Below are 17,193 nucleotides of genomic sequence, written 5' to 3'. Positions count from 1 at the left end.
ATCCTTATGCCGGTAATGCAATTTCAAGAGGTTTATTCAAAGGCTGTTTGTCGAATGCCAGCAGTGGCAGCGTGTCCGGCAGCTGACGACCAAAGTCCGGGTTTCGGTACACACCATACAGCGGAGACGTGAAGCTCAGGTTGTGAATGTCCTTGAGCAGCTTCACGATGCTGGCCTCGTCCACCAGGCTGTCGGCAATGTCCTGAATCGTCGTGCCACGATTACGCCCGGCTTTGGCCAGGGAACTGTTCTTGTGGTAGTCAGCGACCAGATCACGCAGCGCACGACGACGGCGAGACTCACTCATGGCGAACAGCTCTTTGACGATCGCTTCGTTGTCGCCAGGGTCGGAACGGAAATGACGCTGGAAGACGCGCAACGCACTCTCATAGCTCTTCGGACGCTCCGGACGGATGAACTGGAACCCTGCTTTCATGGCAAACGGGTTGTATTTGCTCATCGATGACTGGATCTCGATGATTGGCCGGTCGTGCATCCTGCTAACCAGGTTAATCATTCGATAGGAGACGCCGACGCCGCGGTACTGAGTGTCCACAACGGAACGGCTGATCACCGCAAAGTTGTTGTTCACGTACCGGCCCCAATACTGGTTGGCCACGGTGGTATTGGTGGTTGGCTTCAGCTTAGGAAACATGCGATGGCGAGGCGCCAGCAGCAGTTTCGGGTAAGCCATAACCACGACGCCCACCAGCCGGTCGTCCAGTTCGCAGCGATAATACGTTGGCGCGAACGGCTTACCATCCGTCTTGTAGTGCAGCGACTTCAGCGCGTGCCAGTCTTCAACCGTGCCTTTGGTAACGGTCATATGCTCCAGAAAGTCCAGATGACGCGGGAACTCTTCCGGGCGGTAGCGTTTGATGATGATGTCTGTCATGTCGATCACCTGCGCTCGATATTGGCATTGATGAAGTCCAGGCGAAGCGATTCCATCGCCCCGACCATGACGTATGGACGCCCACCGTTATGCCAGCAATCCAGAACACTGCCGTCGTTGTTGATCATCAGCAGCGCCAGGCTCTGGCTTTTGCCTTCTCTGGCGTACTGGAGTGCTTCTTCCAGCAGGCGGATGACTTCAACGTTGTTGTTGTCAGCCTCTTTCGATGGCTTCAGCTCTACGATCTTCAAATCAGGCATATTCCACCTTCACGCGTTCTTTGTAGTGCTTGGTGATCTGCATATCCGGGCGCAGCGCGTTCTTCAGGTCTTCGTGGGTCGTCGCCACCATTACCGTCGCACCAACCTTACGGGCGGCACGCTGGAGGTTCGACGCCACAACCTGGGCGGTTACACGGTCGAGAACAGCGCCAAATTCGTCGGCTGCCCAGACTTTTGCACCTGACTCGATCAGCTTGGCGATCTTGAGACGGTATTTCTGGCCGTCAGACATCTCGGATGGCTTGCGCACGAATAGATAGGCGTCATTCAATCCGGCCATAGACAGCAGCCCCAGCGCTTCGCTGGTGGTTTTGCCCAGCTGGTCGATGACGTTAACCTCATTGTCGAAGGTAAAGTCATCGATGGAGGCTACAGAAAGCCCTTCATCCTTCATCTGGCGTTGCAGCTCGCGCAGCACAACGGATTTACCGGAACCGGATTGGCCGGTGATGTACACCACATCGCCCTGCTTCACTTCCAGCTCCAGATTGTCGAAAAGCGTCCACTCTTTTTCGTCAAGGCCAAGACCGAACGATTCGGCAATCTCCAGCGTGCGCGTGGTTTTGTTCACGCGGGTCTGAAACGATACGTTGATGGTGTATTTGCTCATGCAGCCAGCTCCCCAGAAGAAACTTTCTCCGCATACGCCACGAAAGCGTCTACCCCGCTCTCTCCCGTGATTTCTTCCATGTGGGCAAGCAAATCCCCAACCACAATGGCAGAGCCAGCAGGGAGCGTTTTAAAGCCCAATACGTCGATGACGCGGACTTCTTCAGAGGCTACTTCGCGACTGATCTCGGTGTGCTCTTCTTTCTGGCGTTCCGTCTCTTCGCCCAGATCGAGCACCAGAGAGCCGGTTTCCATCTCTTCGGTCATGCTGCCGACAAGCACGTTCAACTCGCGCTCCTCAAAACCGAAGACCTCGACGTCACCCAACACCAGGGATTCCAGTTCCTGCTGCAATTTGATAGCGTCGTAGTCAATACTGGCCAGGCGGTTGTCTTCCAGACGCTTCGCCTTCACTTCTTCTTCGCTCAGATCGTCGCGAACGATGACCGGCACACGCTCCAGACCAGCCAGAAGTGCCGCCTCGCGACGACCGTGGCCAGTAATGATGACGTCGTGCTTGTCGACCGTGATCGGCTGGTCAAAACCGCGCTTTTTGATGGCGGCCGCCAGGTCGCGGATCTGCTGTTCGTCATGTTTTTTGGCGTTCATCTCATACGGGATGAGTTCTGCCGGGTTTCGATAGACGATTTCAAAGTTTTTGGTCATTACATACGCTCCTTGTAGTAGTCGACCAGCCACACCAGGGCTTCCCCGGCGTTCTCCATTTCGTTACCGGTATTGATTCCCTGCTCTTTGATGATGGTTTTGATGGTGTCGGCGACGCGATCTGACGCATCAAACGTCACTTTGAAGCGCATCGTCTGGTGTTCGGCGCCGACTCGCTCGGTTTTCTCGCGTTTGTCCTCATCGACCGGCTCGTCATCGCCACGGGAGAGCGCTTCCAGCGCTTCAAGATCGATAACGGACGCTTTGGCGAGTGTTGCCGCCATTTCGTCGTCATACGGGGCGATATCGGACAACCGGTAGTCGATTTCAGACTGGATTTCTTCGATTAAGCGCTGCAAAGCGACCTGATCGTCTTCGCCGTAGCGCTCGTTATCGACGAGGGACATCTGTTTGGCCACCAGGTCGTTAATTTTGCCCACGGAGATGACAGGAACCGTTGAAATGCCCTGCTCCATCGCGGCACGCCAGCGGTGTTCGCCACCGAGGATCTCAAAAACGCCCCCGTCCAGCTCCCGCGCCAGAATTGGCTTAAAAAAGCCCAATTTTTCGATAGAGCCTTTCAGTTTTTCGAAGTTTTTCGCCCCAACGGAGTTGGTATTCCAGGGATTCGGACGCAGGTTAGCGACTTCCACCTGCAGAATCGTAATTTTCACATCCATAATTCTGATACAATCCATTGTATAAGTACTTACTTACTATAATAGCCAATTACCATACAAAAGGCACGAAGGAAAGAGGTTTATGACAGTTCGGATTGTATCGAATGCAGTCAATGCGCTGATTTCTGGCGCTGATGACAACGTGAAGCGGCTCGTTCAGGAGATGTTGAGCTATGAAGTGGAGGCTGGGGACTGGAAAGGAACCAGCACGATGTTCAACTGGAGCAAAAACGCGTTCCCGGCTGGGTTTGCGAAGCCAGTAGCGGCCAACCTTCTGAAAGCTGGCATCAAATGCGTGCATGTGCGCAAGGAAAAAGCCCCCGCGCTGGGCAAGCCGAACCCGGTAGTTAACCCATTCCCGTATAACCCGGACTATGCGTATCAGGATCAGACTGTGGAAACACTGGTGCGCGAAGGGATGATGATTGCCCAGATTGCGACCGGTGGCGGTAAATCGAACGTAGCGTGTAAGGCAGCTGCTCGCATTGGTCGTATGACGCTGTTTTTAACCACGCGCTCGGTTCTGATGTTCCAGATGGCAGAGAACTTCCAGAAATCCATCGACTACCGCGCGGAGAATGGCGAGCCGTGGCTGAAAGGTCAGAAAGTTGGGGTGATTGGATCTGGTGAGTTCCAGGTCTCGCGCCATATCAACGTTGCCACGGTGCAGACCCTGGCCAGTTTTCTCGAAGAGCCACCGCGCGATGCATCACCTGAGAAAAAACAGTACCACCTGAAGCGCCGGGAACTGGTTAAGCGCTTTCTGTCCAGCGTTTCTCTGCTGATTCTGGAAGAGGCACACGAATCATCTGGTTCAAACTTCTACGATATCGCCCGGTTGTGCATCAATGCCGATTACCGTCTGGCGCTGACAGCTACGCCGTTCATGAAGGACTCGACCGAGGCAAATATGCGTCTCATGGCCGTTGCCGGCCGCATTGAGATAAAGGTAACGGAGAAATATTTGATCGATCGAGGTATTTTAGCGAAACCATACTTTCTATATCATAAAATCGCGTACACTCCAGACGAGGTGCGGATTAGGGCCGAACTTGCTTCGAAACACCTGAACTTTCGGGTTGGAATGAGTACGGCTTACCAGAAAGCCTATCAGTTAGGCATCGTTTACAATCTGGGCCGCAACGAGGCTATTGTGCGCGAAGCGTTAATGTACAAAAGTCACGGTCTGAACTGTATGACGCTGGTTCGTTTGAAGCGTCATGGTCAGATTTTGATGGAAATGATGAAGGAAAGCGGCCTGAAGGTCGATTTCATCTACGGAGAATCAAACCAGACTACCCGACAAGCAAAGCTCAACAGTCTGGCGGCAGGCAAGATAGATGTTCTGATTGGTTCAACCATTCTGGATGTTGGTGTCGACGTTCCAAGCGTAGGGGCGGTGATTCTGGGTGGTGGCGGCAAAGCCGAAGTTGAGATGCGCCAACGTGTTGGTCGCGGTCTTCGAGCCAAAAAGAATCAGGCTAACGTGTGCTTTATTACCGACTTTATCGACGTAAGCAACAAATATCTCATGTCGCATTCATATGAGCGGAAGCACATTATCGACACGACGCCTGGGTTTGCCGAGGGCGTTTTGCCGGTGGGTAGCACATTCGATTTCACTGTTTTGAATAGAGAGTAAGCATGAGCGAGAAACGCGCTATACACTGCCAGGTTCAGTTAACCGAAAAAGCAAACGACAAGCTGGAAACCTTTCAGAATCGACTGCGTGAACGCAATATTAAGCTGTCAAAGGCAGACATCATCAATCTGGTGCTGTCCAACATGACGATGGCTGATTTTGATAAGGCAGCTACGTCATTAGAGGCTTCTGCAAAGGCCCGTGAAAAGGTCATGAAGATTTACGAATCCTCTGGCATGACCAAAGAAGATCTGGCCGATATTCTCAAACGTCTCGATTAAGCATTAAGGGCGTCGCAAGACGCCTTGTTCGTTGAAGTGATAAGGATTTAGTTCAAGCCATGAAACACGTTCTACTTCCACTGATTACCATCCCCGTTTTACTCCTGAGTGCATGTTCATCCCGCCCTGTGTCTGTAGCTGATGCAAAACCGGCTCCGCAGGCCAGAGTTTTCAAATACCAGACGTCTGCACCAACCACGCTGGTGGTTATGAGGGACAAAGGTATGATAGGTGCGGGCTGTGACGCATCCATCTTCATCAATGGTGAGACGGTTGCGAAACTTGAGACCGGTGAAAAAGCGACGTTTCATCTTGATGCCGGGCAATGGATTGTTGGCGCTTCACTGGAAGGCGCCGGGCTGTGCGCACTGAACCCTGCTCGTCAGGAACGCGAGACCATCACCAAAGCTGGCGAGACGAAAGTCTTCCGGGTGTTCACCAGCAACGCAGGTGACATCGATATCCTACCAACGACACTGTGACGATATGACGAATATTACTGACATCACCTACGGGATTCCTGCAGAAGTCTGGCCGCGCGATTACACCAACGTGGAGAAGGCGCTGATGTTCTGGCGTAAGTCTCTCATTCCTGTAAGGGTCACGATGGAAGATGGTCAGGTGTTCTGCATGTACGTTCAGGGTCTCATGTCGTCGCGCAACAAAGTCGATCTTTGCCCTGCCCCGTTCGACAAAGAAAATCGTATAAGGCTCCCACTTGAGCGAATCAGTACGATTGAATCAGGTGTGACAGAAGGCATTGCGCACGATTTCACGGGTCGGACAACGGTACACCCAGACTATGTGGACAATCGGCCATCTCGCCGTGATTTCTTCAAAATTTGTCGCCAGGCTCATGAGATGCAGAAGTCTATAAGGGTCTACATGGCGGATGGCCGTGAAATTGAGGGTGTGTCTTCAGGCGTTGACGCTTGCCAGGTCACGCTCAACATGGGGGACGGTCGGAAGACAGTCGTCATGTTCGATTGGGTCGAACGGATTTTACCGTTTTAAATCTATAAGGGTAATAACCGGCTAAGTCCGGTTATTATTTTATGTGTCACTTCCCGTTATATTTATTTCCCCTAACCCCTATTCCATTTTAAATATATAAGGGTGAATGACCGAATAGGGAATTTATTTAGGCAACACCTTCGAGAAAACGCGATTTATTTCTAAGACTTTGATTTTTATTGAAGAAAATTTTTTTCGTTCCCGTGTAAAAAACTCTTGATTTTAATTTCTGTATATCGATAATTAGTCACATCGAAAGCGAACACGCTAACGATAAACAAATAACAAATTAAGTTATCAATATTACATAAGGATTAATATCATGTCTAACGTTGCTATCTCTAAAAAATCCATCATCGACGCTGCTGTAGTTATCGCTAATGAATTACAAGTTGCAGCCAATAATGCTACTCAGACTTATAACAATCATTATCAGAATGGTACGCACACAAAAGCAGATAAAGCTAACATGCTTGCAGCGACTACCAAACTTGCATACTTCACCAACAACGTTTTAAACGCTGTTAATGATGAGAAATTAGCTGGTGTCTTTTACTACGCGATTAAAGCAAGCAAACAAGCGCCAGAAGTGTTTTTCCGCGAAGCTATGACCAATAGCTATTCACTCGAAAAATTGGTTTATCTGGTTAAATCTATCAAGTCTGGTAAATGCGTTTATTCCGTCGCTGATATGTCCGGATCTCGCGTATTCGCATTAATCGAAATGATTAATGATGAAATGGAGACATTCACAAATGGCGCTGTATTCGATTTAATGAATGAAGCTAAAAAAGCATGTGAGATTAAATTAGACGCTGGCTACACTCAAGCCAATCAGCTTATCAATTTGTGTGAACGTCTCGGACTGGTCGAGAAAATCAAAGGAATGGGCGCTGCTAAAAACGGATCGCAACAATATCGCTTTATCAAGAATGATTTTTATAACTATCTGGCTGATGCTTTCAAAGCGTAATTAGATGGATATAGCGCCCACTATGGGCGCTAGTTTTAAGGATAAAAATCATGATTAGTTATGACCAGATCCGCGCGGAATATCGCGCAAAATATCGCGCTTATAAACTTGAATTAATCGACGACTTAAAAGCGCAACGTGACAAATTAAATTTTACGTTTTCTGATTTGCTTAACAGTAAAAGAGACTGTAAGCGCAAGCGTGAATATTTGCGCTTGTCTGAAATGATCGGAAAACTGCAAAACAGCATTTAAACAAAAGCGCCCACTATGGGCGCTTTTTTCGTTTCAAGATCCGCACACCATAACGCGCCATTGTTGGCGCGTTTTTTATTGTCTGAAGTCAGCCAAAACAGACCCAAAATAAGCGCCATAAATGCGCCAATTTAACGCGTTTTTATGTGTGGTGGTATATACCCATTAACCACAAAAAAAACACGTTATAGCGCGTTTTACAGCGTTTTAGCGCGTGGATTATTTTGTCGTGTCGTGGGCGTGATCGTCTGGCGATAGCTGGCGACGTGATCCGCGCTATCCTTCGGGACGTGTCGGCAATGTTGGCGCTATCCGTGGGCGCTCGCGTATCATTGGCACGTTGGCGCGACGTGTACGCGCTTGCAGTGGTTTACCCACGGATTCACATAATCACATAGCGAAAGCTATCTGGATGGCTCAGGGGCTGAAACTCCACCAGCGTTACCCCAGCGCCCCTGCGATATTTTCTGGCAGGATTCTGGGCTTCTCCCGCTCTGTTTTCTACATAAAGGCAAACCCAGCCGTTTCCCGAAAATTCCCTGGCCGTTTCCCTTCGGTTCCCCGGACAGCCCTCTGGCCGTTTCTGAATATCCCTGCGGCAGCTGGTGGACGAAAAGAAAGGGGCGTTTCCAGCCCCTCCCCTCTTACTTGCCAGTCAGGATGTGAATGCGGTTCTTTCCGTACACCTCTTTCACGTATTCCCCGCACGAGACACTCCACGAGTCGATTCCTGCTTCGTAGGTGACGTTTTTGCACTTGATGGCATTGTTGGCGATACGCATCCCCTCCCCCACTGCTTCCTGTTCGCTGAAGTCGAACCCGGATTCTGTTTTAACCCATAGCGCGATCTGCGTGGCGAACTCGATGAGTTTTGACTGGCAGAAGCGACCGCTGCGTACCGGGAAGATGAATACGCCAAATCCCGAAGTGGAGACATACGCTTTTTCAAATACGCGTTTATGGCGACGGTTGCAGATAATGTCATTGGTGATCTGCTGTTTCTCTTTCCCGGACAGCTCGATGGTTACATTGTCACGCCAGGCGCCCAGCACGCTTTTCTCGTTATCAGAGAACGTCACAGAAATATGGCCATGCGCAGGGGTGTTAACAGTAGCGATAAAGTTCATGGTGATAATCCTTTAAACAACTTGTTTTCTTGCTGGTTTAATTATCGCTACGCGCATAAGGCGTCCAAGCGTTCTGTTCCGGCAGCTGGTGGCCGGCAGGGAGTCGGAGGGTTGTTCGGTAGCCTGGCGACAAGAGGTGGGTGTTTTTAGCCTGCGGGAAACAGGATGGTCATTTAAGGCCACCGGCGTGGGTGGCCTCGTTCTCTTAGTGGAGCAGACCGACGTCGATGGTATCGCCGGAGCCATCCACGCGGATCATCAGCATGGCGAAGGCATTTAATGGGTAGCCTGCGTGCCAGTCAGGGAAGCGGTCATCGCGCATGAAGTCGGCAATATCATAAACGCTGTCCTCAAAGCGGAAGAAGCGGGCATCATATTGTTCGTCCTGTTCAACGTGATCCATTTCCTGCTGTTCTTCCGGCGACAGGTCGAGCCAGGATTCCAGCCATACGTTTTCAGCTTTAGGGGAGATAGTGAAATCGGTCATGTGCATATCCTCCATGCGTAAACATCTTGTTTTCTTGTTGGTGTAATTATCGCAATATGGATAAGGCAAAAAACATTTTGTTATCGGGAATAAGAAAATGGCGCGGGGTACGCGCCATTGGAGGGATTAAGCGAATACGCTTTCCGGGATGTAGTTTTCAACCGGTTCGTTGGACACGATGCGCAGACCGTATTGTCCAAGCCAGGTGTTGCTCGGGTTCAAGTAGGAGGTGTACAGCTCGTCTGCTTTCACCATCATCTTCTCAAACATCTCTTTGTCTACGCCGCGGAAATACGTTTCCAGTTTCAGCAGCATTGGTTCGGATGCGTCGCTGATGCTCTGGAAGCCTACGGTGTACACCCAATCCTCTTCTGTCCCGGTGCGGATCAGGGTGGTGGTGAGCACTTCAGTCCCGTTCGTGCTGTCACGCAGAATAGCGGTCAGTTTTGCAACTTTTCCGCCTGAGGTTGTTTCTGACGCATAGTACAAATCAAGAACCAGGTTTTCACGAATTACAGTCATTTTTGGTCTCCCTGTTGTTGACCTGATTATATTATTGTCATAGGTAAGCACTTACAATACGGGTAAGCAAAAAAGCCCCGAAGGATGGACGGGGCTGTCGTAGTGACGACTAATCGCTTTTGCACATGTCAGGCTGTCGCCAGGAGAGAGGCACGCTGGATTTCTTGCTGGGCTACTTTGTTCGCTTCCAGTAGCGCCTGTTCCAGCTCTCCTTCCGGCCAGATGATCTGTTTTGCCATCCACCCTCTCCCACTCTGGCGACGCACACTCATTACGTAACGCGTGCGGGAACCATTGTCGAACGAGACCAGCGTCTCTTTGAACAGGCGAATGGCAGTGCCGTTGGCGATGATATCGAGCAGGGTCAGCTGGCTCATTACGGTTGGTTTTTCTTTACGTGGCTGGCCCGCGCTCAGTTTGGTGATCATCGCGTTTTTCATAATTCACTCCGTAAACAACTTGTTTTCTTGTTGGTGTAAATAATACCAGCGAGAAAACGGCTACAAAGCATAGCGTTACGGTGCTGCGCTGCCCCGGAGGTTGCAAACAGCAAAAAGCCACCGTGCTGGTGGCCTCACGCTTAATCTTCGTCGTCCGGGAACTCGATGTGTACCGCGTCCACCAGCTCCCGCTGTTCATCTTCACTGAGCAGGTGCCAGATATCCTTCCCTTTGGGTGATTCCCCTTCAGCCGGGACGAACGACCACAACTTGCGGTACAACTCCGGCCCCACAGCATCCAGGCATTCAGCCAGAGAGTCCACGCTCCACACCTCAACCATCACAGGCATCTTAATCATCTCTTCACCCTCACTTCGTTTCTGACGTCGTGCAGTTCCACGCGACGGACATTGGGTTGTCCTCGATATGGAAATCAAACGTCCCTTCTCTGTATCCTTCAGAGATGAGCGTCGCCACGCGACCAGCAACATCCTGAGAGCGGATAACGTCATCGAGGGAGATCTCACACTCGGAGGACGCTTCCTCGCCACAGAGGGTGATGCTGATATTCAGATGCTTGTACATGTGTTTCTCCTTTGTCTAAACACGTTGTTTTCTTGTTGGTGTTATTATCGCAATAAGACATAGGCGAAAAAGGATTTTATGTCGGGAAAGCCCGGCTGGGCAGTGAGTATCCGGGAACGACACGGGAGCCAGTATTTACGATATTCTGCTCTACGCGCGCCGCAGGGCTGGTGGGCAGAATTTTCTTCTCCCCGAAAACCTACTGAAATCGCTTGAGACCCGAGGATGGTCTGGCAGAATGGAGTTCAGCAGCTGCACGAGAGGGAACGACACTCCCCCGCAATTTTCAGGCGAACGAAGAGTAAGGCGCACTCCCGAGGACTTCCCGCACCGCTCCCGCAGCCGTCCCTCGCTCTGTACCGGCAAGCTCCCGCTTCCCGACCGGCAGCCAGCCTTTTCCCGGTTCGTATAGCGGGATTCCCACCGTTTCCCTGAAAACCTCCAGCCTTTTCCCTGCGGCGACGCTCCCGTTTCTGAAAAGGGACATAGCCTTTTCCCTGGATGGCCCGAAGGCTGACCGAAGGGGTGGAAAGGGGCGTTACGGGGGATGAAAACTATGGCTTGAATTTCTACGGAGAAAGTAGCGATACCTCTCTTCCCCTTCCCACTTATACCTCCAGTTCAATCTCTACGGATTTTCTCTCCTGTGGACGTGCAAACCTTCCCCCTGATAACGCTCTATACGGCAAGTATTCCTTTGGGTGAAATGGGTGGTTTGTTCTCTCTATCGGCGTATGTGGTTTCGTTGTTCTTGAGGTGGTTCTTCTCTGTGTTTTCGTCTGGGTTGTTCTCGTCGTTTTGGTGAGTGTTCTTCTCCGTGTATGGAGTAATGGCAGGTGCGCTTTTCTCTTCGTTTACGTGAAATGATGGAAGTGTGGGTAATGGCAGTAGGGCGCTTTAGTTGTTCTCCGCATATGAAGTAATGGCGTTCCCTGCTATTCAGGAATTTGCGCTCTCTTCCGGGGTAATGGTGGGTAAGCGAGATTGCGACGGTTCCTGTTCTGGTCTGGGTTTGTCCGGGGTTTCGTTCTGGCTGTTCTTCTCCGTGTATTGGGTAATGGCGTGTAGGGTTTTGCGTGCGCGAGCTGCGTTCTCGGTTGCCTGGAAAGATTAGGTGGGTGCTCTGTAGCCTGGGGCAAAGAGGTGGGTCTTTTCGGTAGCCTGACAGGAAGAGGTGGGTCTTTCCGGAATTGTGGGTAATGGCGTCTCTGGGTTTCCTGTGGGTGTGGTTAACTTGTTTTCTTATGCCTGAAAACAACTTGTTTAGATGTTCAATAAAACGCAACGGGAGCGCTTCTGAGCGCTTCTGTTTTTGGGTGGTATCACGAGTCGTTTTTGACGTTTTGGTCGCAGGGAGACGTTTTCTGGTGCGTAGGATTTTGGGTATAAGAGATGGCGTGCGAAAACGTCAACTTTTTAGACCAAATCAGGGGAAAGCGTTGACTTTTCGTTGATGTGTTATTTTTTTGTTTTCTTATGGGTGTAATTAGCTTAAATGCCTTGTCACGCCTAGGCTGGGGTAGGTTGGAAAGGTGGGGAAAGTGGCGATCAACGGACTCTTATAGAAATCTACATTGTTGATGTAGTAATTGCTCTGAATATCAATATAGTTGTCATACCCCCTCAACAACTGGAGTTGTTATGAGTACGAGCGTTTGGACGTGGAAAGGGAAGTACTTCGGCTACATCAGCAATAACAATCTATATACCTATAGAGGAAAGCATGTTGGCAAATTTTCCGGTGATAACGTCTTTGACAGATACGGAAAATATATTGGCGAGATAATGAGTAATAACAGACTAATCACCAGTCGCCACAAAAGAAATCTCAGAGGTTCGAGTTTTACACCTTCCAACGGAGGCTCACGGGGTAGATATGCAAATTATAGCGGTTACGCGATGTACGCAGGCTATGAGGACTTCCCCCTGCCAGAAGAGTTCGAATGACTAAAGATCGTGCGTCCACAATTTGGACGCACGATAATTACCAATCCCATGCAGGCAGCCCATCCACCAGCTCGGCGTCGCAATCAAAGTGAACTGCGTCAAAGCCGGCATCCAGTACCTTCTGAATGTTCTCGATGGTTTGCCATGTGACGCCGTAATCACGTAGCTCTTCTTTCCAGTCGTTGCCACGCATACCTGCGCGGACAATCCATCCGTACTCCGTGCCGTGTACCCAATTCAGTCCACGATCTGTTAGTGGGTCGAAACAGATATTAGGCAGACACTCAGAGTCATGCTGTGTAACGTGGGCGGTGCTGATCACCGCCGTCTTATACGATTCGGTGATTTTCAGCATCATGCCTTCTCCTTTGGAAACAGAATGTCGGCCGTGTCAGAAATGACATCCCAATTCACGCCGACGCTGGCGTCATGGCAATCTTTGATTTTTCGCAAAACCTGAACGCACTGTTCGTCAGTCAGGTCTGGTCGCACTTCACCTACATCTTCCTTGTGCCACATCACCATCAGCAGCGGCTCGTCTTCTGGGTAGTTCTCCAGCTTTTCGATGATATCTTTTGCGGTTCCGAACATGATTAGCTCCTTAAACAACTTGTTTTCTTGTTGGTGTTATTATCCCAAATAACAAAAGGCAGAAAACAAGATGTTTAAGGGATGATTAGGTGAGTTTGAAGTCGTCCGCATCGTCGACGAACTCCATAAATCTGGCCTCCACGCTCGAGTGCGTTATCAGAAACTCGAGACCTCTTCCCAGCGAGGTTGGTTCTTCCAGCAAAAACTCGAACCCATCTTCATGAGTCCTGCCTAACCAGTATCCGCCGCCATACTCCTTCAATCGTTGAAAGAATACGTATTGCCCCGGTTTGAAATTTTGAAGAGTCTCACCCCTATAGACGATCTGATAGTTTGAGTCTTTGAGTCCCATTTTTTCGCCCTCAATACTGTATATAAAAACAGTAGTATTTACTACTATACCGGTCAACTTTGCGGGTTAAGGGAATAACAAGGTGGTGAAAACAATTTGTTTCGGCACTTGAGATTTTGCAAACCGCACATACATGAAAAGCGGCAATTTTTGAAACCTGATTTGACCCAAGTGAAAGGAGGAAACGATGAAGACCTATGATCGCAACCGTAACGCTATCACTACCGGCAGCCGAGTGATGGTGGCAACGAATGGTGCAACGGGAGTCATCAAGGAAATCTGCGGAGAAGGCAAATCAGAAGAACAATTACGCCGTTCTGACTGCGTGTCTATCGAAGGTGTGGAGGGTCTGTTCTGCCCAATGGATTTAGTTCGCCTGGGGTTCCATTAATTTCACCACCTATAAAACAAATTGTTTAAGGCCACAAATAGTGGCCTTATCTGGCTTACGGAACAGCGGTAATCAGATCGCAAATGCCTGTTTTAGTTAAATCACTATTCAGCTTCTGAAAATTGGCATTCAGCATCGCGGTGTGTATTCGAGTCTCAAGCTCAAAGAAAAGGTCGATCTTGCCCTCTTTTGCTGCGTACTTCTTCCAGACATTAACTTGGTCATCGGCAATGCGACTGGCGCAGGTGAATAAGAACGAACTCCCTCTGGGAAGGGATGTCGTGCTGTAGTATTCACCGTCAACTTCAATATACTTAGCTCGGAATGACTCCAGAGTTAGCTCATCACCGCTCTTAGCCTGCTTTGCGTCTGCCTTGCTTGTCTTTTCCTGAACTTCAGGCTGCTTCTGCACCGGCTTCGGTGTCTCATTGACCACCGCTGTGCTGGCCGAACCATCCAACCCCTTGAGTCCATTAATTTGGATAAGATAAGCCAGCTCAAGAGCCTTATCATCAGTGAGTCTTCCACGCATATTTATCCACTGACGTTGAACCGTCTTTAGGGTGTCTGCATTTTCTGGGTTAGCCTTGAGCGCGCTGGAATAGGTTGCGCTAAGTTGTTCGTCTAATTTTGACAGGCGTTCGTTGTCACAGATTTTGTGTTCGATTTCTGTCGAAGCCTTTTGGCAGTCAAAGCTGGCTGCAAAAGCAGCCGGCGATGCTACCAACAATGATGCCAGTAGGATATTTTTCATATTCACTCCATAAATATAAAAGCGCCTGACTATAACACTTAACCGACTGCTTCTCTCGCTTGATCGTCAAGCGCTTTCAGCCCATCACGTACCGCGTTCACGATACGTTCCAGGTATTGGTATCTGGGGTTTGGCACCGTTGGCCAACCGGCATACCACGGATCGTCACCAAACAGACTCAGCAGTTCGTTGCCGACACCGAAACAGCAGCAACTTTCTTTTACGTCATCAGCGTTTTCTGCCTCGTCCCACATATTGCGGGCCTGTTCTGCGTCGATTTCTTTCTCCCTGCGCAACTTTATGATTTCGGACTTTACGAAAAGCAGGTTTGCGTCGTTGTCATCGTCGACCGTACTCAGCAATTGAGGGTCGAGGCAACCAATCAAATAATCGTTGCTCACTCTCTTAATAAACGTCTGCACGTCATCACCGCCCATCGCGAACCAGGCAGCAGTCCATGCTTTCCCATAGCAGGTGATGGTGACTCTTCCCTTGCCCGGCTCGTAGTTTTCAATCATTACGCGTACCGGGTCGAGACGCTCCAGATCCGTCAGCACAAAGGAAAGAACATCTATTTTTTCGACCTTCATGCAGCCTCCCACGCGCCCCAGATCAGCGCTTTGTGTTTTTCATAACGTTTGGTGTGTACCGGTTGCAGACTGGCAATGCCTTTCGTCACCATCGCCCGGGCGTTTATCAGCAACGAATGCTCTATGCCTTTTTTCTCCAGGTACTCGACAACACCGGCATCGGCACCAATCTCCTTGTCGTCAAAGAGTACGGCCAGCATCAGCTCTTTCTCTGCGAGGTAGATGGCTGAGAACTCAGGGTCGCGACTCACGATAGAAGAGGTATTGTCCAGCAGGTCAGCCAGCTTGATCATGCGCGTCTGCATGTCGAGGCTTTGCTCCAGCTCCCGGACGTTGATGATGAAGCGCTGTATTCGATTGCCGTCTTCTGGTCTGGCAATGTTGGTCAGAGCCAGAACCATTTCGGCTACGTGCTCACCGAAGTGCCCACGAACCATCTCTATGGTGACATGGGTGTCTTCGACCACATCATGCAGCAGCGCCGCGATCTGCATCTCCACGGTTCCACCATGCCAGGCAACAATCTCGCGGACTGCAACCGGGTGGTTGATGTAGTCTTCACCGGTATATTTTCTTTTCTGGCCAACGCCGCCATGAGCGCCAGCGGCAAACATATGGGCTTTGGAAATACGGGACATTCTTAACTCCGTTGTTTTCTGGATGTAGTTATTTTCACAGATAAGAAAAGGTAGAAAACAAATTGTTAAAGGCCACAATAGTGGCCTTTATTTACTCAGCGATAAGCGATCCAATCATCGCCTGTAGCTCTCGTTCTTTTTCTTTGGCTACGCGTAGTAATTCGGCATTTACATGACGTTGCAGCTTATCCATTACACGGAACGACGGACGGCGCATGACGCTCTCGTCGATGGATTTGGTATTCAAGCTAATAAGATGCCCGAAGTGGTTGAAGCCAGCCCCGACGAACACTTCATATAGCTGGGCATCGCGCTCAAACAGAGCGATCCCATTTCGCACCTCAAGCAGCGTTCCTTCCTCAATAAGCGTATCCAGCGCCTTATCCCAGACCGGACAAAAGCGATAATTAAAACCTTCCAGTAATGCTGTAAAAAACAGCGAAACGGCATTACCCAACTTCATAGTTACTCTTCCTTGCTCCTTGCTCTGTTAGCCTGCACTTCCTTAGCCAGCTCGTAGGTAATTTTGCACGGCACAATCATCGCCCAGCCTTTTTCGTGGCTGTTAATCACCTGCTGAACATGGCCGTCTGTAATGGGCAGATCCGGCAACTGTTTAAAAACTTCCATCTGCTCACGGATATGCAGAAACCACCTTGCCAGCTCCATCTGCTCACCGCGGGTGAGGGGATTATCCAGCGGGGACTTAACAAAAGCGGAGACGCGCTCGACAGGCAGATCATTCATGCCGCGCACCTCTCTGCTTTATCCTGCAATTCGCGGACATACTCAACCAAAGAGCCGCCTGGTGGGATCTGGCATTCCTCAACTAACTGAAAGTAGATGTCTGCGGCCGCGCGTGTGTTCGAGCCTTTGTTTAGCTGCTCTTCGCGCAGCGCATCACGTTCGTTGATCAAACGAACACACTCGCCGTTACGCTGATCAACAACGGCCTCAAGTTCAGCGATACGTTCGCCTGGCGTCTTGCCCTCTTTGCGCTGGATGGTGACGGTAAACTCGCCCATTTCAGGAACGTTGTACCCCAGCTCCAGGTAGTTTCTAGCGCCGCTGCGGACGAACTCACCTGCGAACATGGTGGCAAACATCGCAGAGGCCATTTCTCCTTTGAAAAGCGACTCCAGATCTAACGGAGTGCCGACAGACAGAGCCTCTTTTGCTGTGTCCATTGCGTCCATGAACCGGTCGAACTCATTGGCGCGTTTCTCAAGGTCTCTCCACTGCTGGCTCCAACGGCGTGCCAGATGTTCGATAAAAACCTGCGCCGATTCATCAAAGTTACCTTCGAACGTCACAAGCTCCTTGTCGATTTTGATGGTTCCGGCAGGCGTTCCTTCGTTCCCCTGTAGCACTAAATTAAATGGCAGCTTCGCCTGATTAACGCTGGCGAATGTAATTCTCGATTTTTCGCTCATGTGTTCACCTCTGATAAAGTGGCTCTATTCTTACATAAATT

General features: G+C 50.1%; 27 protein-coding genes and 1 pseudogene. 8 read left to right on the top strand and 20 right to left on the bottom strand.

The features are described 5' to 3' along the window. Window positions 1-4 precede the first annotated feature (4 nt). The 5 genes and pseudogenes from L3069_RS26525 to L3069_RS26505 all read right to left on the bottom strand — a co-directional run bounded on the left by L3069_RS26525 (window position 5) and on the right by L3069_RS26505 (window position 3,154). Window positions 5-895, bottom strand: coding sequence for a hypothetical protein (locus L3069_RS26525; RefSeq protein ID WP_058652471.1), 891 nt, complete (start codon window positions 893-895; stop codon window positions 5-7). A gap of 5 nt (window positions 896-900) precedes the next feature. Then, window positions 901-1,155, bottom strand: a complete 255-nt coding sequence (locus tag L3069_RS26520) for a hypothetical protein (RefSeq protein ID WP_001113021.1) — start codon at window positions 1,153-1,155, stop codon at window positions 901-903. Further along, complete coding sequence (locus L3069_RS26515) at window positions 1,148-1,786, bottom strand: ATP-binding cassette domain-containing protein (RefSeq protein ID WP_236901987.1); 639 nt, start codon at window positions 1,784-1,786, stop codon at window positions 1,148-1,150. Before L3069_RS26515 ends, L3069_RS26520 begins: the two co-directional genes overlap by 8 nt. Beyond that, window positions 1,783-2,451, bottom strand: a complete 669-nt coding sequence (locus tag L3069_RS26510; RefSeq protein ID WP_000164561.1) for a ParB/Srx family N-terminal domain-containing protein — start codon at window positions 2,449-2,451, stop codon at window positions 1,783-1,785. The genes L3069_RS26515 and L3069_RS26510 overlap by 4 nt, the downstream gene beginning before the upstream one ends. Further along, window positions 2,451-3,154 (bottom strand): annotated as a pseudogene (locus L3069_RS26505) (ParB/RepB/Spo0J family partition protein). The gene L3069_RS26510 and the pseudogene L3069_RS26505 overlap by 1 nt, the downstream one beginning before the upstream one ends. Window positions 3,155-3,213: 59 nt before the next feature. On the opposite strand from L3069_RS26505, the gene L3069_RS26500 reads away from it, so the two are divergent. From L3069_RS26500 to L3069_RS26475, 6 genes are all read left to right on the top strand, one after another. Continuing rightward, complete coding sequence (locus tag L3069_RS26500; RefSeq protein ID WP_006812522.1) at window positions 3,214-4,773, top strand: DEAD/DEAH box helicase; 1,560 nt, start codon at window positions 3,214-3,216, stop codon at window positions 4,771-4,773. Between the two features lie 2 nt (window positions 4,774-4,775). Then, on the top strand, window positions 4,776-5,054 hold the full coding sequence (locus L3069_RS26495) for a hypothetical protein (RefSeq protein ID WP_001291547.1): 279 nt from the start codon (window positions 4,776-4,778) through the stop codon (window positions 5,052-5,054). Window positions 5,055-5,113: 59 nt separating this feature from the next. Then, window positions 5,114-5,536 (top strand): hypothetical protein, encoded by a 423-nt coding sequence (locus tag L3069_RS26490; protein ID WP_000683475.1) that lies wholly within the window; start codon window positions 5,114-5,116, stop codon window positions 5,534-5,536. A 4-nt stretch (window positions 5,537-5,540) separates the two neighbouring features. Further along, entirely contained in the window at window positions 5,541-6,068 is a 528-nt protein-coding gene (locus tag L3069_RS26485) for a transcriptional regulator (RefSeq protein WP_006812523.1), read from the top strand. 322 nt (window positions 6,069-6,390) lie between these two features. Continuing rightward, on the top strand, window positions 6,391-7,041 hold the full coding sequence (locus L3069_RS26480; RefSeq protein WP_040110254.1) for a hypothetical protein: 651 nt from the start codon (window positions 6,391-6,393) through the stop codon (window positions 7,039-7,041). A gap of 50 nt (window positions 7,042-7,091) precedes the next feature. Then, window positions 7,092-7,295 carry a hypothetical protein gene (locus L3069_RS26475; protein WP_016051712.1) on the top strand — a complete coding sequence of 68 codons (204 nt, stop codon included), beginning with the start codon at window positions 7,092-7,094 and terminating at the stop codon, window positions 7,293-7,295. 644 nt (window positions 7,296-7,939) lie between these two features. On the opposite strand, the gene L3069_RS26470 is transcribed toward L3069_RS26475, so the two are convergent. The 6 genes from L3069_RS26470 to L3069_RS26445 form a co-directional block, all read right to left on the bottom strand. Further along, window positions 7,940-8,422, bottom strand: coding sequence for a hypothetical protein (locus L3069_RS26470; RefSeq protein WP_006812526.1), 483 nt, complete (start codon window positions 8,420-8,422; stop codon window positions 7,940-7,942). A 205-nt stretch (window positions 8,423-8,627) separates the two neighbouring features. After that, a complete protein-coding gene (locus tag L3069_RS26465; protein WP_058652473.1) occupies window positions 8,628-8,909 on the bottom strand; it encodes a hypothetical protein in 282 nt (93 codons plus the stop codon). 126 nt (window positions 8,910-9,035) lie between these two features. Next, complete coding sequence (locus tag L3069_RS26460) at window positions 9,036-9,431, bottom strand: hypothetical protein (protein ID WP_006812529.1); 396 nt, start codon at window positions 9,429-9,431, stop codon at window positions 9,036-9,038. A 128-nt stretch (window positions 9,432-9,559) separates the two neighbouring features. Next, entirely contained in the window at window positions 9,560-9,871 is a 312-nt protein-coding gene (locus tag L3069_RS26455; protein ID WP_006812530.1) for a hypothetical protein, read from the bottom strand. 140 nt (window positions 9,872-10,011) lie between these two features. Next, window positions 10,012-10,227 (bottom strand): hypothetical protein, encoded by a 216-nt coding sequence (locus L3069_RS26450; protein WP_160859106.1) that lies wholly within the window; start codon window positions 10,225-10,227, stop codon window positions 10,012-10,014. A 13-nt stretch (window positions 10,228-10,240) separates the two neighbouring features. Continuing rightward, the gene (locus L3069_RS26445; RefSeq protein ID WP_016051704.1) at window positions 10,241-10,456 is read right to left on the bottom strand and encodes a hypothetical protein; all 216 of its coding nucleotides are present in this window, start codon (window positions 10,454-10,456) and stop codon (window positions 10,241-10,243) included. A 1,641-nt stretch (window positions 10,457-12,097) separates the two neighbouring features. Here L3069_RS26445 and L3069_RS27520 point away from each other — a divergent pair. Further along, the gene (locus tag L3069_RS27520) at window positions 12,098-12,403 is read left to right on the top strand and encodes a 4-fold beta flower protein (RefSeq protein ID WP_023316000.1); all 306 of its coding nucleotides are present in this window, start codon (window positions 12,098-12,100) and stop codon (window positions 12,401-12,403) included. A 37-nt stretch (window positions 12,404-12,440) separates the two neighbouring features. On the opposite strand, the gene L3069_RS26440 is transcribed toward L3069_RS27520, so the two are convergent. From L3069_RS26440 to L3069_RS26430, 3 genes are all read right to left on the bottom strand, one after another. After that, a complete protein-coding gene (locus L3069_RS26440; RefSeq protein WP_023315999.1) occupies window positions 12,441-12,761 on the bottom strand; it encodes a hypothetical protein in 321 nt (106 codons plus the stop codon). Further along, window positions 12,758-12,994, bottom strand: coding sequence for a DUF1380 domain-containing protein (locus L3069_RS26435; protein ID WP_058655795.1), 237 nt, complete (start codon window positions 12,992-12,994; stop codon window positions 12,758-12,760). Before L3069_RS26435 ends, L3069_RS26440 begins: the two co-directional genes overlap by 4 nt. A gap of 85 nt (window positions 12,995-13,079) precedes the next feature. Then, the gene (locus L3069_RS26430; RefSeq protein WP_024144955.1) at window positions 13,080-13,346 is read right to left on the bottom strand and encodes a hypothetical protein; all 267 of its coding nucleotides are present in this window, start codon (window positions 13,344-13,346) and stop codon (window positions 13,080-13,082) included. 187 nt (window positions 13,347-13,533) lie between these two features. On the opposite strand from L3069_RS26430, the gene ydfZ reads away from it, so the two are divergent. Further along, complete coding sequence (gene ydfZ, locus L3069_RS26425; protein ID WP_006812537.1) at window positions 13,534-13,737, top strand: putative selenium delivery protein YdfZ; 204 nt, start codon at window positions 13,534-13,536, stop codon at window positions 13,735-13,737. 55 nt (window positions 13,738-13,792) lie between these two features. On the opposite strand, the gene L3069_RS26420 is transcribed toward ydfZ, so the two are convergent. The 6 genes from L3069_RS26420 to L3069_RS26395 form a co-directional block, all read right to left on the bottom strand. Beyond that, entirely contained in the window at window positions 13,793-14,491 is a 699-nt protein-coding gene (locus tag L3069_RS26420) for a lysozyme inhibitor LprI family protein (RefSeq protein WP_042863531.1), read from the bottom strand. 38 nt (window positions 14,492-14,529) lie between these two features. Then, window positions 14,530-15,081, bottom strand: coding sequence for a hypothetical protein (locus L3069_RS26415; protein ID WP_042863530.1), 552 nt, complete (start codon window positions 15,079-15,081; stop codon window positions 14,530-14,532). Beyond that, the gene (locus tag L3069_RS26410; RefSeq protein WP_236901986.1) at window positions 15,078-15,719 is read right to left on the bottom strand and encodes an HD domain-containing protein; all 642 of its coding nucleotides are present in this window, start codon (window positions 15,717-15,719) and stop codon (window positions 15,078-15,080) included. The genes L3069_RS26415 and L3069_RS26410 overlap by 4 nt, the downstream gene beginning before the upstream one ends. A gap of 91 nt (window positions 15,720-15,810) precedes the next feature. Continuing rightward, complete coding sequence (locus L3069_RS26405; RefSeq protein WP_042863528.1) at window positions 15,811-16,182, bottom strand: hypothetical protein; 372 nt, start codon at window positions 16,180-16,182, stop codon at window positions 15,811-15,813. 2 nt (window positions 16,183-16,184) lie between these two features. Beyond that, window positions 16,185-16,466 carry a hypothetical protein gene (locus L3069_RS26400; RefSeq protein WP_042863527.1) on the bottom strand — a complete coding sequence of 94 codons (282 nt, stop codon included), beginning with the start codon at window positions 16,464-16,466 and terminating at the stop codon, window positions 16,185-16,187. Then, on the bottom strand, window positions 16,463-17,152 hold the full coding sequence (locus L3069_RS26395; protein WP_042863526.1) for a hypothetical protein: 690 nt from the start codon (window positions 17,150-17,152) through the stop codon (window positions 16,463-16,465). Before L3069_RS26395 ends, L3069_RS26400 begins: the two co-directional genes overlap by 4 nt. Window positions 17,153-17,193: the final 41 nt, after the last annotated feature.

The sequence above is a fragment of the Enterobacter cloacae complex sp. ECL411 genome, assembly GCF_021869665.1.
In the GTDB taxonomy this organism is placed as follows: Bacteria; Pseudomonadota; Gammaproteobacteria; order Enterobacterales; family Enterobacteriaceae; genus Enterobacter; species Enterobacter intestinihominis.
The sequence above is the reverse complement of the archived record's forward strand: the minus strand, read 5'-3'. Positions and strand labels throughout refer to the sequence as shown.